This window comes from Pseudolysinimonas sp., assembly GCF_031389465.1.
In the GTDB taxonomy this organism is placed as follows: Bacteria; Actinomycetota; Actinomycetes; order Actinomycetales; family Microbacteriaceae; genus Pseudolysinimonas_A.
Window position 1 is genome coordinate 1 of sequence record NZ_JANMSQ010000149.1, and the last position, 12,571, is coordinate 12,571.

At 69.6% G+C, this 12,571-nt stretch carries 15 protein-coding genes; 3 read left to right on the plus strand and 12 right to left on the minus strand.

What is annotated here, in order from left to right:
• The 3 genes from RMO30_RS05685 to ubiE all read right to left on the minus strand — a co-directional run.
• Positions 1–305 (minus strand): FAD/NAD(P)-binding protein (locus RMO30_RS05685; RefSeq protein WP_309710601.1); only part of this gene is annotated, 305 nt, incomplete at its 3' end.
• 33 nt (positions 306–338) lie between these two features.
• Positions 339–1,412 carry a polyprenyl synthetase family protein gene (locus RMO30_RS05690; RefSeq protein WP_309710604.1) on the minus strand — a complete coding sequence of 358 codons (1,074 nt, stop codon included), beginning with the start codon at positions 1,410–1,412 and terminating at the stop codon, positions 339–341.
• 41 nt (positions 1,413–1,453) lie between these two features.
• On the minus strand, positions 1,454–2,215 hold the full coding sequence (ubiE, locus tag RMO30_RS05695) for a bifunctional demethylmenaquinone methyltransferase/2-methoxy-6-polyprenyl-1,4-benzoquinol methylase UbiE (RefSeq protein ID WP_309710605.1): 762 nt from the start codon (positions 2,213–2,215) through the stop codon (positions 1,454–1,456).
• Between the two features lie 58 nt (positions 2,216–2,273).
• Here ubiE and RMO30_RS05700 point away from each other — a divergent pair, with 58 nt between their 5' ends.
• Positions 2,274–3,485 carry a chorismate-binding protein gene (locus RMO30_RS05700; protein WP_309710607.1) on the plus strand — a complete coding sequence of 404 codons (1,212 nt, stop codon included), beginning with the start codon at positions 2,274–2,276 and terminating at the stop codon, positions 3,483–3,485.
• 71 nt (positions 3,486–3,556) lie between these two features.
• On the opposite strand, the gene RMO30_RS05705 is transcribed toward RMO30_RS05700, so the two are convergent.
• From RMO30_RS05705 to RMO30_RS05715, 3 genes are read right to left on the minus strand one after another with little or no spacing between them, the layout of a single operon-like run.
• Positions 3,557–4,411, minus strand: coding sequence for a PPK2 family polyphosphate kinase (locus RMO30_RS05705; protein ID WP_309710608.1), 855 nt, complete (start codon positions 4,409–4,411; stop codon positions 3,557–3,559).
• 32 nt (positions 4,412–4,443) lie between these two features.
• Positions 4,444–6,129 (minus strand): 2-succinyl-5-enolpyruvyl-6-hydroxy-3-cyclohexene-1-carboxylic-acid synthase, encoded by a 1,686-nt coding sequence (gene menD / locus RMO30_RS05710; RefSeq protein ID WP_309710610.1) that lies wholly within the window; start codon positions 6,127–6,129, stop codon positions 4,444–4,446.
• Entirely contained in the window at positions 6,110–6,448 is a 339-nt protein-coding gene (locus RMO30_RS05715) for a PLD nuclease N-terminal domain-containing protein (RefSeq protein WP_309710613.1), read from the minus strand. The genes menD and RMO30_RS05715 overlap by 20 nt, the downstream gene beginning before the upstream one ends.
• Before the next feature lie 83 nt (positions 6,449–6,531).
• Between RMO30_RS05715 and RMO30_RS05720 the strand changes: the two genes are divergently transcribed.
• Positions 6,532–6,780, plus strand: coding sequence for a DUF4229 domain-containing protein (locus RMO30_RS05720; protein WP_309710616.1), 249 nt, complete (start codon positions 6,532–6,534; stop codon positions 6,778–6,780).
• Here RMO30_RS05720 and RMO30_RS05725 read toward each other — a convergent pair.
• The 5 genes from RMO30_RS05725 to RMO30_RS05745 are packed head-to-tail and all read right to left on the minus strand — an operon-like array spanning position 6,777 to position 10,576.
• Positions 6,777–7,754, minus strand: a complete 978-nt coding sequence (locus RMO30_RS05725) for a 1,4-dihydroxy-2-naphthoate polyprenyltransferase (protein ID WP_397427901.1) — start codon at positions 7,752–7,754, stop codon at positions 6,777–6,779. The genes RMO30_RS05720 and RMO30_RS05725 overlap by 4 nt on opposite strands.
• Before the next feature lie 46 nt (positions 7,755–7,800).
• Entirely contained in the window at positions 7,801–8,889 is a 1,089-nt protein-coding gene (locus tag RMO30_RS05730) for an AMP-binding protein (RefSeq protein ID WP_309710620.1), read from the minus strand.
• A gap of 4 nt (positions 8,890–8,893) precedes the next feature.
• Positions 8,894–9,811 carry a 1,4-dihydroxy-2-naphthoyl-CoA synthase gene (locus RMO30_RS05735; RefSeq protein ID WP_397427899.1) on the minus strand — a complete coding sequence of 306 codons (918 nt, stop codon included), beginning with the start codon at positions 9,809–9,811 and terminating at the stop codon, positions 8,894–8,896.
• A complete protein-coding gene (locus tag RMO30_RS05740) occupies positions 9,811–10,143 on the minus strand; it encodes a hypothetical protein (protein ID WP_309710625.1) in 333 nt (110 codons plus the stop codon). Before RMO30_RS05740 ends, RMO30_RS05735 begins: the two co-directional genes overlap by 1 nt.
• A gap of 22 nt (positions 10,144–10,165) precedes the next feature.
• Positions 10,166–10,576 carry a hypothetical protein gene (locus RMO30_RS05745; RefSeq protein WP_309710628.1) on the minus strand — a complete coding sequence of 137 codons (411 nt, stop codon included), beginning with the start codon at positions 10,574–10,576 and terminating at the stop codon, positions 10,166–10,168.
• Between the two features lie 72 nt (positions 10,577–10,648).
• On the opposite strand from RMO30_RS05745, the gene RMO30_RS05750 reads away from it, so the two are divergent.
• Positions 10,649–11,644 carry an o-succinylbenzoate synthase gene (locus tag RMO30_RS05750; protein WP_309710631.1) on the plus strand — a complete coding sequence of 332 codons (996 nt, stop codon included), beginning with the start codon at positions 10,649–10,651 and terminating at the stop codon, positions 11,642–11,644.
• Positions 11,645–11,715: 71 nt separating this feature from the next.
• Here the strand turns inward: RMO30_RS05750 and ccsB are convergent.
• On the minus strand, positions 11,716–12,571 hold an 856-nt coding region (gene ccsB, locus RMO30_RS05755), incomplete at its 5' end, for a c-type cytochrome biogenesis protein CcsB (RefSeq protein ID WP_397427900.1).

Here is a 12,571-nt window from a genome sequence, read left to right on the forward strand (position 1 = left end):
CCGGTCGAGAAGATGACGGCGTTGTAGTGCTTCTTGAGGTCGTCGAGAGTGATGTCGCGGCCGTAGGTGACGTTGCCGAAGATGCGGATGACGCCGCGATCGAGCACCTCGCGCAGGGCGGTGATGATGCCCTTGATGCGCGGGTGGTCGGGCGCGACGCCGTAGCGCACGAGCCCGTAGGGAGCGGGCAGCTGCTCGAACAGGTCGATCGACACGTCGAAGGGTCGCTCGTGCTTGAGCAGGATGTCAGCTGCGTAGATGCCGGCGGGGCCGGCTCCGACGATGGCCAGGCGGAGCTTGGTCAACGGGTGTTCCTTACTGTGTGCCGGGGACTCGGGTCAGCCCGATCGCTCGACGATCGCCTGCGCGAAGCGGGTCAGCGCCTTCTTCACCGGGCCGGCGGGAAGCGGCTCGAGAGCCTCCACCGCAAGGTCGGCCCAGCGATTCGCCTCGGCGAGTGTATCGTCCGTGACGGCGTGCAGACGCAGCTCGGCAACGGCGGCCGCGAAGTCGGGGTGCACGTGGTCGTCGGTCGAAGCCCCGATGTCGTGCTCGAGCCGCGCGAGCAGTGCCGCCGCGTCGGGTTCAGTGGCGGATCGGGCGCGCAGGTAGAGCAGGGGAAGGGTCGGCACACCCGCCCGCAGATCGGTGCCCGCCGTCTTACCGGTCTGCTCGACCGCGCTCGACCGGTCGATGACGTCGTCGTTCAGCTGGAATGCGACCCCGATGCGTTCGCCGAAGGTCTCGACGGGTACGCGGTACTCCTCGGGGGCGTCGGAGAAGATCACGCCGACCAGTCCGGCGAGCGCGATCAACGACCCGGTCTTGTCGGCGAGCACCTGCAGGTAGTGCTCGATGGGGTCTTCGTCGGCCCGCGGCCCGAGGGTTTCGTGCAACTGGCCCAGACACAGCCGCTCGAACGTGGATGCCTGGATGGTGAGGGCTCGCTCGCCCAGACTGCCGACCAGTTTGGATGCCCGCGCGAACAGCAGATCCCCGGTGAGGATCGCCACCGAGTTGCCCCACACCGCTTGCGCGCTCGGCACCCCCCGACGCATCTCGGCCTCATCCATCACGTCGTCGTGGTACAGCGATGCGAGGTGGGTGATCTCGATCGCCTGGGCGGCGACGATCACGTCGGGGTTGGCCCCTGAGCCGAGTTGCGCAGTGAGCAGGGTCAGCACCGGGCGCACGCGCTTGCCGCCGGCATCCAGCAGGTAGCGCGTCGTGACGTCGGCGATCTCGTCGGTGAAGCGCACCTGTTCCGCGAGCTGCTTTTCGACGATCGCGAGGCCCGCCTCGATGTCGGCGATGAACTGCCGCTCCTCACTCGACGCGAACAGCTTCTCGCCGAGCCCGAGAGAGGAGCCGAGGGTCTTGCTCCGGCGGGCGGGGGAGGGGCTCGGGTTCACGATCGGCCGATCTGTCGAAGCATCTGGAAACGTCGCCTCAGTCAGCCGGCGGTGTCGATCTTGCGCGAACGGCCGGTGCGTCGGGCGGTCGCGGCGCGGATCGCCTGGTCTTCGGGCTTACGTCCGCGGTGCAGTGCGACGACGCCCGCGGTGAGATCACGGTAGGCGACGCGGGTGAAGCCGACACCACGGATCCACTGGGTCAGCGTGCCCTGGTCTGGCCACGCCTCGATCGACTCGACGAGGTAGCGGTAGGCCGCCGGATTCGACGACGTGAGGTTTGCGATCAGCGGGGCTACGGTGCGCAGATATGCGTTGTAGCCGAATCGAAGCGCGGCCCGCTGCGGTTTGGAGAACTCGCAGATCACGAGGCGCCCGCCGGGCTTCAGAACGCGGTACATCTCAGCGAGCGCGACTTTGGGATCTTCGACGTTGCGGAGCCCGAAACTGATCGTCACGACGTCGAACTCGTCGTCGCCGAACGGCAACTTCTGCGCGTCGCCCTCCACGAATTCGATCTTCGGATGGCGCCTGCGGCCCTCCTCGACCATGCCAGCCGAGAAGTCGAGTCCGACGACGGTGGCTCCCGAACGTTGCAGGCGTGCGGCGACGACCCCGGTGCCGGTCGCGACGTCGAGGATGCGCTCACCGGGCTTCGGCTCGATCGCCTTGATGGTCGCGATTCTCCACAACGGATCGTTGCCGAGGCTCATCACGACGTTCGTTCGCTCGTAGCCGGATGCAACCTGATCGAACATGCCGGATACGTCATCCGGGTCTTTGCTCAGATCGGCCCTGCTCACTTGATCCATCCTACCCAGGGTGAGCGGGCTGGCCCTGAGAGCGGCTTAGGCTGGAGGGGTGACGGACCTCACCGTCGAAACGCGCCGGATCGATCCGGTCCCTTCGCTCATCCCCTTCTCCGATCCCGCACACCCTCTGCTGTTCCTGCGGCGCGGTGACGGCATCGCCGGAATCGGCGAGGCGCTCCGGCTCGAGTTCCGCGGGCCGACCCGCTTGTCGGATGCCGCAGCCGCCTGGCGCGACGTCGCGGCGAGCGCTCGGGTCGACGACGAGGTGCGAATCGGCGGCTCCGGGCTGGTCGGTTTCGGCGCCTTCGCGTTCGACGACGACTCGGCACGCACGAGCGTGCTCATCGTGCCGCGGGTCGTCATCGGCCGGCGCGACGGGGTCGGCTGGGTGACCCGGGTGAACGGCGCCGACGACCCCCTCGTCTCCTCCCCGCTCGGCGCCGAGTATCGCCTGCCCCTGCATCCCGGTGCGCTGGCGCCCGCCCCGTATCGGGAGGCCGTTCGCACCGCTGTGGATCGCATCCTCGCCGGATCGCTCGAGAAGGTCGTGCTCGCCCGCGACCTGGTCGGCCACGTACCGGCCGGCGCCGACCTACGCCGCGTGCTGCTCGAACTCGCCCTCGGCTACCCCGACACCTGGACGTTCGCCGTCGACGGGCACCTCGGCTCGAGCCCCGAGACCCTGGTGCGGGTCTACGGAGGCGATGTCACCGCGCGCGTGCTCGCCGGCAGCCACGCTCGGGGAGCGGACGCCGACGCCGACGCCGCCGCCGCGCTCGAACTCGCGACCTCGTCGAAACACCTCGACGAGCACCGGTTCGCGGTGGAGAGCGTGCTCGCGGCGCTCCGCCCGCACGGCCCGGGAATCACGTCCACCGAACTGCCGTTCACCCTGAAACTGCCGAACCTGTGGCACCTCGCGAGCGACGTCCACGGTCGGCTCTCCGACGGCTCGGGCGCACTCGACCTGGTCGCCGCACTGCATCCGACGGCGGCCGTCGCCGGCACCCCGACTCGGACGGCTCTCGACGTGATCCGCGAACTTGAACCCTTCGACCGCGGTCGCTACGGCGGACCTGTCGGCTGGGTCGACCAGGCGGGTGACGGCAAGTGGGCGATCTCGCTGCGCTCCGCCGAAGTGGATGCCGATGGCACCCTCACCGCGTTCGCCGGCGCCGGCATCGTCGCCGAATCCGACCCCGACCGCGAACTCGCGGAGACGAAACTCAAGTTCCGCCCCATCGCCGAGGCGTTCGGGTAGCTCCCCACGGCCATTTGCCCAAGATGGCTTACCTAGGTCGCGAAAAGTCGACCGTTTCGGGCAAATAGCTCCTAGGTCGCGGCGAGGCGCTTCTTCTCGACCTCGACGTCGAACTCGGCGACCGGCCACTCGAGCTTGAGCGAGCGGAGGGCATCGAGCAACAGGGTGTGCACGGCGAGCCGTGCGTACCACTTGCGGTCGGCCGGCACGACGTACCAGGGTGCGGGGTCGGTCGACGTACGGTCGATCGCGACGCGGTAGGCATCCATGTAGTCGTCCCAGAACGCGCGCTCGTCGACATCCCCCGGGTTGTACTTCCAATGCTTGTCGGGACGCTCGAGGCGTTCGCCGAGCCGAGCCTTCTGCTCATCGCGGGAGATGTGCAACATCACTTTCACCACGGTGACGCCCGAAGCCACGAGTTCCTTCTCGAAGTCGACGATCATCGGGTATCGACCCTCGACCTCCTCCGGGGTCGACAGCCCGCGCACGCGGTGGATGAGCACGCTCTCGTAGTGCGAGCGGTCGAAGACGCCGATCAGACCGGGGGCGGGAAGCCGTTTGCGGATGCGCCACAGGAAGTCGTGCGCCTCCTCTTCGGGCGTCGGCCGTTTGAACGCCGCAATCGACACCCCTTGCGGGTCGACCGACCCGACGACGTGCTTCACGATGCCGCCTTTGCCCGCGGTGTCCATCGCCTGCAGCACGAGCAGCACGCTGCGGGGGTCGCCCAGTCGACTCGCCGCGTACAGCTGCTCCTGGAGGTTGGCGACCTCCTCGGCGCCCGCGGCGAGCGCCGCCTCGCCCGCGGCCTTGTCGCCGTCGAAGCCGGGGGTAGCTGACGTGTCGATCTTCGCGAGGTCGACCCCGGAGCCGACGCGCAGCAGCCTGGTGATGTCCGAACGAGCCGTGTCTAAATCAGCCATGCGCCCGACCCTAGAGGCTCGCGTCTGCCGTGTCACCGCGCGAGCGGAACCTCGATGAGCACCCGATCACCGGAGGCCGTGAGCGCGTCGTCGAGTTCGGCACGCGTCGCCGCGCGGCGGTGCTCCCAGCCGTAGGCGGTGGCGAGCGCCGCGAAGTCGACCGTCTGCGGGGTGTAGAGCACGCGGTCGAAGAGGGCGGGGTCGGCTGTTCCGGCGACCTCGAGCGCGTCGAAAATGGTGCCGCCGCCGTCGTTGCCGACGATCACCTGCATCCGCGGCACGGTTTCGCCGGGAGTGGGGGCAAGCGATCCGGCGTCATGCAACAGAGCGAGGTCGCCAAGCAGCACGCGGGTGACACCCTCCCGGCCTGAGCCCATCGAAGCGAGAGCGATGCCGGTGGCCGTAGCAATCGTGCCGTCGATGCCGGCCAGACCCCGGTTGGCGTGCACCGGAATCTTCTTGCCCACCGCGACCCGGTCGAGGTCACGGATCAACCGGGATGCCCCGAGCACGAGCCGATCGTGCGGCCAGGTGTTCGCCCACACCGATTCCGCCAGCATCCGCCTGGTGACCGGGTCGCGCAGCCGGGCGAGCTGCAGCCGGGCGAACTCCGCACGCTCGACCGAGGAGTCGCTGAGGGACGCCGCGGGCACGTCGTCGACGGCGAGGAGCGTTCGCGACGCGGAGACCCACGACCCGACCCAGGCGCGCGAATCCGGGGCGGGCTCGCTCGTGACGGTCACCCCATCGACGATGCGCGCCGAACGACCCGGGTCGTAGACATCCCGCTCAGGGCCGCGCACGACGATCACCTCGACGTCGCCGCGTTCCAGCAGTGCGGGGACCTCCCGGCTGAGCGTCGGATGCCCGAAGACGACGACACGTTCAATCCGGTCACCGAATCCCGGCTCGACGATCAGGGTGCGATACGCCGGTACCAGGTTCGGCCCGAACCGTGCGCCGCTCGCGACCTCGGCGAGAAGTGGCGCTCCGAGGTCTCGGGCGACCTCCTCCGCGCGTTCCCCGGCTCCGGTGCCGGCGACGACGACGGTGAGTGGTCCGGTTGCGAGTGCGACCGGCTCTCCCTTCGGCAGAGGGATCGCCCACACCCCGGGCACCACCTTCGGAAGTGGCACGACAGCCGAGAGCGGGTCGCGGAAGGCGAGATTGACGTGGACCGGCCCGGCCATCATGGGGTCGCGCAGCCCGGCGACGACCTCCGCCGCGAGCTCTGCAGCGCCGGCGGCAGACGTCGGCGCCGCGACATCCCAGTCCCGCCGCACCGCCGTGCCGAAGATGCCCGCCTGCACCGTGGTCTGGTTGGCGCCGATTCCGAGCAGCTCGGCGGGGCGGTCGGCGGTCACGACCACGAGCGGCACCCCCGAATGCGACGCCTCAAGCACCGCGGGGTGCAGGTTCGCAACCGCCGTGCCCGACGTCGTCACCACGACAACCGGGATGCGGGACTCCCGCGCGACACCAAGCGCGAGGAAGCCCGCCGAACGCTCGTCAATTCGCACCCGGAGGCGCAGCAGTCCGGCACGTTCGAACTCCGCCGCCGCGAGAGCGAGGGCCTGCGACCGGGAGCCCGGACAGACGACGACGTCACGCACGCCGAGGCGGATCAGCTCCCCGAGAAACGCGACCGCGAAGTCACTCGACGGACTCGCCGCGGCTGGCTCAAGGCCCCCAGCCCGGCTAGCTCTTGGGCGGGTCATCGTCGAGGTCGCGAAGCTCCTGCTCGAGCTGCTCGATCCGGTCTTCCATCGCCTTCTCGCGGTTCAGTTTCCGCAGGAAGTCCGGGTCGTCGTCTGGTGCGATCGGACCCCGGCGTGCCGAGCGGGGCGATTCGCCCGCCCGCACCCGGCCGACCGCGAACCACATCACGCCGCCGACGATGGGGACGAGGATGACGAAAACGATCCAGGCCTGCTTCGGGATTCCGCGAACCTGCTCGCGGGGCGTCAGCGCGAGGTGCGCGACGGAGAAGATCGTGAACGCCACGATGAGCACCAGAACCGGGATGAGGCGCGTCATGCCCCGATTCTAGGCAGTGGAGCCTCGGACAACATGGGAGTCGGTCGCCGGGTAGCCTCCGTTGGTCGACTTAGACTTCTCGGGTGCGTGCCTGGCTGCTGTTCTCCGCCCTGCGGGTGCTGGTCTTCGCGGTTCCGTTCGCGATTCTGTACGCGCTCGGGCTCGAGTGGTGGCTCGCCGCCCTGATCGCTGCGGTTGTCGGATTCTGCCTGTCGTACATCTTCCTGCGTCCACTCCGCGACCGGGTCGCTTCGCAACTCGCGGAAGCGCGCAGTGCCGCGCCGAAGCCGACAGACGACGAAGCGGCCGAAGACACTGCGCCGGGCTCCTAGAGGAGGGCTCCCGGCAGCACGATCGCGGCCGCGAGGCCGAGCCCGTACAGCACGCTCGTCACGAGGGTCAGTTGCATCACAACAACCCACTCGCGCGCGGTGCGGGCCGTCGTCGCGATGAGGATCGCGGGCAGTGCCGCGACTCCGGCGAAGTAGACGTACGGGGCGAACCCGCTGCCCGAGCCCGGCTCGTAAAACAGCGCGAAGAACGCGAGGATGCCGAACGGCACCAGCATGAGCACGAGGTACAGGATGCGGGTGCCCGTGCTTCCGAGCAGCACCGCGAGGGTGCGCTTGCCGTGCACCTTGTCGCGCTCGCGATCGCGCGCGTTGTTGGCGACGAGCACCGCGGCGGCGAAGGCGCCAGCCGCCGCACCGGCGAGCCACGCCTCGATGTTGACGTCGAGCACCTGCACGAACATCGTGCCCGCAGTCGGCACGATGCCGAAGAACACGAACACCGCGAGTTCGCCGAGACCGAGGTACCCGTACGGACGGCGGCCACCGGTATAGAACCAGCCGGCGACCTGGCACACCGCGCCGACGGCGAGCAACCACCACTGTTCGGTACGCCACACGAGGATCCCGCCGGCCACGGCCGCCAGCGCGAAGAACACCAGGGCGACGATCAGGACGGTGCGCGGCTTCGCGCGTCCCGAGCCGACGAGACGCTGCGGGCCGACCCGATCACGGTCGGTACCGCGCACGCCGTCGGAGTAGTCGTTGGCGTAGTTGACGCCGATCTGCAGGAAGACCGCGACGGCAAGGCACAGCAGAGCGCGCACCCAGTGGTCGTACCAGTTCGCCATCACCTGCGCGGCGGCGGCCGTGCCGAGGGCGACCGGCACGATCGCCAGCACGAGCGTCAGCGGCCGCGCCCCGGCGATCCAGGTGCCGAGGGTGGCGGGCTTCGGCGCGGCGAGCTTCGCTCCGCGCACTTTCGCCTTCGGCGGAACCGGTCGATTGCCGTCCATCTTCACGCGCGGGATCGGTCGCTGCTGCTTCGCCACGGATTGAACTCTATTGCGTCGCTTTCGCTTGCAAGGTCACCCGGTCCGGTTTGCCGCTCGGCAGGACCGGGATGACACTTCCGCCGCGCACGAGGGGACGCGCAGCGGGTCCGAGGGCCGCTTCGATCGCGGCGATGGCGGGTGCCGGATCGCTTGTGCGTGCGGTGAACGCGACGGCCATCTCGCCCCATTTCTCGTGCTGAGCCGTCACGACGACAGCGTCGTCGAAGCCGTTCTCGCGCAGGAGTCGCTCGATGGCGCTCAGGGAGACCTTCACGCCGCCGGAGATGATGACGTCATCGAGTCGTCCGGTGACGGTAACGCGACCGTCGTCAAGGGTGCCGGCGTCGGCGGTGCGGAACCACCGCATCCCGAGTTCTTCCACGAACCGCGCGGCCGTGAGCTCCGGATCGGCGAGGTAGCCTTCGGCGATCGTCGGCCCGCCGAGGTGCACTTCGCCGTCGACGACTCGCACCTCGGTCTGCCCGATGGGCGACCCGTCGTAGACGCAGCCGCCGCTCGTCTCGCTCGAGCCGTAGCTGCGAGTCACCCGGACGCCCGCCGCCTTCGCGCGCGCGAGGAGCGGCGCTGGGGTGCCCTGGCCCCCGACGAGCACGCGTTGGAATCCGGCAAGAGCTGTGGCCGCGCCGGGGTCATCCAGAAGCGTCGCGAGCTGCGCGGGCACGAGCGCGGTGAAGCGTTCAGGAACGGTCATCCGTTGGGCAGCCGCGACGAACCCGGCCGCAGTGAAGGTCGCGCCTTCGACCGCCACCGGATCGAGCTGTGCCGCGATCGACCGGGTGAGCACGTTGAGCCCCGCGATGTAGTGGGTGGGCAGCGCGAGCACCCACTGCCCGGGTCCGCCGAGGGCCGACTCGCTCGCGGCTGCGTTCACCAGGACGGCGTCGGCAGAGAGGGCGACCCGCTTCGGGCGGCCAGTCGAGCCACTCGTTTCGACGACGAGGGCGACCCGTTGTTCGACCTCCGCGGGCAGGTCGGGCGCCGGCGATCCGACCATGATCGCGTCGCCGCCCGCGAGAGCCGCTCGCAGGGCAGCGAGCACACCCGGGCCCGGAGGCACTACCCGGAGAGCACGCATCGGGTCAGAACGGCCAGGAGTACGGCGACCAGTCGGGTGGACGCTTCTCGAGGAACGCGTCGCGACCCTCAGCTGCCTCATCGGTGCCGTAGGCGAGCCGGGTGGCTTCGCCCGCGAACACCTGGAGCCCGACCATCCCGTCGTCGGCGGAGTTCATCGCGAACTTCAGCATGCGGATTGCGGTGGGGCTCTTGCCGAGGATCGTCTCGGCCCAGTCCAGCGCCGTCGACTCGAGTTCGGCGTGCGGCACGACCGCGTTCACGGCGCCCATCTGCATCGCGCGTTCGGCGTCGTACTCCTGGGCGAGGAAGAACACCTCGCGGGCGAACTTCTGCCCCACCTGCTTCGCGAAGTAGGCGCTGCCGTAGCCACCGTCGAACGAACCGACGTCGGCATCCGTCTGTTTGAACCGGCCATGCTCACGACTCGCGATCGTCAGGTCACACACCACGTGCAGCGAGTGCCCACCACCCGCGGACCAGCCGGGAACGACCGCGATGACCACCTTCGGCATGAAGCGGATCAGCCGCTGCACCTCGAGGATGTGCAACCGGCCGGCGCCCGGTCTCGATACACCGCCTTCGGCGGCACTCGACCCGCTATCTCGGTACTCGTAGCCACCCTTGCCCCGGATGCGTTGGTCGCCCCCAGAACAGAACGCCCAGCCGCCGTCTTTCGGGCTGGGGCCGTTGCCGGTCAACAGCACGACGCCGATGCTCGAATTCATCCGGGCATCGTCGAGGGCGCGCGCCAACTCGTCGACCGTGTGCGGGCGAAACGCGTTGCGCACCTCGGGGCGGTTGAACGCGACCCGGGCGACGCGGCCGGACGTGTCGTGGTGGTAGGTGATGTCGGTGAGGCCGTCGAAGCCGGGCGCGACCACCCAGCGGGAGGGGTCGAAGAGTTCGGAGACGGCGGCCATCACACGTTCCCGGCGGCGTCGAGCCCGTAGGTCAGCACGAGCGGGTTGGTGAGCAGACCCAGCGCGATGCCGCCGATCGCGGCGCCGCGATCCCAGTTGCCGATCGCCGCCGCGACCCCGCCGAGCACGGCGAGTACGCTCGCGCCGATCCCGGTCCACGCCGCGATCGTCGCCAACGGGAACGCGTCGAACGACACGGCGGCCACCCCCGCGATCACGGCGAGGGGAGTCAGGATGCCGAGCGCCAACGCCGTACGGCCGGGCCAGCGAACCGGGCGTTTCGGTTCCGCAGCCGCGGGCTCGGTGAGCGCGGCATCCGCGTCGAGGGTCACGCTCATGAGCCTAAGGGAGGCGTCAGGCGAGGGTCCTGTCCAGCCACGACCAGAACAGGCTGCTGCCGGCGAGGGCGAAGATGAGGCCGAATATACCGAGGCCGCGACCGACACCCGCGATGATCGCGATGAGGGCGAAGATGAACGCGACGACACTCACCGGGCTGGCGAAGGCCGCGAACACGGTGGGTGCGTCCGCGAAGAACCTCGGGGCAAAGTAGAGCACCACGGCGAGCAACCCGAGCCAGAAGGCCGCGCGGCCGGCCCATTTCGCCGGCTTGCCACCGGGGACGATGCGGGTGTCACTGCGCCAGTACTGCCCGAGGGTCGGCGCCTTGTCCTGCCGTTGAGCCGCAACATGGTGCTGTTGTACCGGGCGATACTGGCTCGGCTCGCCCTGGTAGTGCGGGCGCGGCGGTGGGGGAAGAGACATCCGATGCCTCACTTCCTGGCGATCCACGCCGAATGGTGCGGATGACGTCACTCTAGCGAGCAGACTGGGGCGGTGGGACTGCCGTCAGGTCAGGAACTGCGCGAGGTGGCGCACGTCGTCGCTCTGCCCCTCGTGACCCGGTTTCGCGGGATCGACGTGCGCGAGGCCGTCCTGCTGCGCGGCCCGTCGGGGTGGACCGAGTTCGCGCCGTTCGTCGGGTACGACGACACCGAAGCTTCCACCTGGCTCGCGGCCGCGATCGACTACGGCTGGGGTGTCGAGCCGTCGCTCGTGCGCGACGTCATCCCGGTCAACGCGACCCTGCCCGCCGTCGACCCGTCCGAAATCGCGGGCGTTCTCGACCGCTTCGGCGCGACCCGCACCGTGAAGGTGAAGGTCGCCGAACGCGGCCAGACCCTCGCCGACGACGTCGCCCGAGTGCGCGCGGTGCGCGAACGGCTCGGCCCGGCCGGGCGGATCCGGGTGGATGCCAACGGCGGCTGGAACGTCGACGAAGCCGAACATGCGGCACACGCCCTAGCCCCGTACGACCTCGAATACCTTGAGCAACCCGGCGCCTGGGTGCCTGAGCTGGCCGAAGGGCGGGCTCGCCTGCGGGTTTGGCTGCTGCCGATCGCGGCCGACGAGAGCGTGCGGAAGGCCGCCGACCCGCTGGCCGTCGTCGCCGCGGGTGCCGCCGACCTCCTCGTCGTGAAAGCCGCCCCGCTCGGCGGAATCGCGGCGGCCCTGCGGATCGTGGCGGCATCCGGTCTGCCCGCCGTCGTGTCGAGCGCCCTCGACACCTCGGTCGGCCTCGCGATGGGTGCCCGGCTCGCAGCCGCGCTTCCCGAACTCGACTACGACTGCGGCCTCGGCACGGCGGCTCTGCTCGCTGCCGACGTCACCCCGCATCCGCTGGTGCCGCGAGAAGGTCGCATCCCGGTGGAACGCGTGGATGCCGACCCCGACCTGCTCGACCGATGGGCCGCACCAACGGAGCGCCGCGACTGGTGGCTCGCCAGGGTGGAGCGCTGTCTCGACCACCTCGCCGACCTCGCCGCAAGTTGACCGGGCGTGAGTTGTCCCAAATGGGTTTCACGCGCGCGTGAGTTATCCCACATGGGATATCTCGCGGGGGGTCAGAGCCCCGAGTAGGCGTGCATGCCGGTGAAGAGCAGGTTCACCACGGTGAAGTTGAAGAGCACCGCCGCGAAACCGACGATCGCCAAGACGGCCGACGGAGTGCCGCGCCAGCCGCGAGTGGCACGGGCGTGGATGTAGCCGGCGAACACGACCCAGATGACGAAGGTCCAGACCTCCTTCGTGTCCCAGCCCCAGTAGCGGCCCCAGGCGCGTTCGGCCCAGAGGGCGCCGAACATGAGGGTGAAAGTCCACAGCACGAAGCCGATGACGTTGACCCGGTAGGCAAGCGACTCGAGAGTCGTCGCCCCGGGCACCCGCGTCAGGAACGGGACTCGGGAGAGACGACCCGCCTCGCGACGTTGCTGCAGCAACTGGGTGATCGACAAACCCGCGCCGAGGGCGAAGAACCCGGTGGCGAGGATGGCGACGAGCACGTGGATGACGAGCCACGCCGAGTCGAGCGCCGGGGGCAACGGGATGACGTCGACGTAGAGGTTGCGGGTCGCGAGCACGAGCAGCAGCACGGCGAGCCCGGTGACAAACGTGCCGAGGAAGCGAAGGTCTTTCCAGAGGTTCGCGAACAGGAAGACGCCGACGATGATGCCGGTGCCGGTGAGAGCGAACTCGAACATGTTGGCCCAGGGCACCCGCTCGGCGGCGACGCCGCGCAGCACGATCGCGAGCACGTGCACGGCCCAGCCGAGGGCGGTCAGCGCGAGTCCGACTCGGGCGTTGCGGCTCGGGCGGGCGGGCGTGGCGGTGGCGGGCGGGGCGGGCGGCGCTTCGACGAGCACGGCGGTGGCGCCTACCGTCGCGGCCGCCTCGGCGGGCACTCGAGCGGGGGTGGTCGAC

Excerpts from the sequence above, each read along its gene's own strand:
- RMO30_RS05705 (WP_309710608.1), bottom strand. The coding sequence starts at position 4,411 with ATGGCTGATTTAGACACGGCTCGTTCGGACATCACCAGGCTGCTGCGC.
- menD (WP_309710610.1), bottom strand. The coding sequence starts at position 6,129 with ATGACCCGCCCAAGAGCTAGCCGGGCTGGGGGCCTTGAGCCAGCCGCG.
- RMO30_RS05715 (WP_309710613.1), bottom strand. The coding sequence starts at position 6,448 with ATGACGCGCCTCATCCCGGTTCTGGTGCTCATCGTGGCGTTCACGATC.
- RMO30_RS05725 (WP_397427901.1), bottom strand. The coding sequence starts at position 7,754 with ATGGACGGCAATCGACCGGTTCCGCCGAAGGCGAAAGTGCGCGGAGCG.
- RMO30_RS05730 (WP_309710620.1), bottom strand. The coding sequence starts at position 8,889 with ATGCGTGCTCTCCGGGTAGTGCCTCCGGGCCCGGGTGTGCTCGCTGCC.
- RMO30_RS05735 (WP_397427899.1), bottom strand. The coding sequence starts at position 9,811 with ATGGCCGCCGTCTCCGAACTCTTCGACCCCTCCCGCTGGGTGGTCGCG.
- RMO30_RS05745 (WP_309710628.1), bottom strand. The coding sequence starts at position 10,576 with ATGTCTCTTCCCCCACCGCCGCGCCCGCACTACCAGGGCGAGCCGAGC.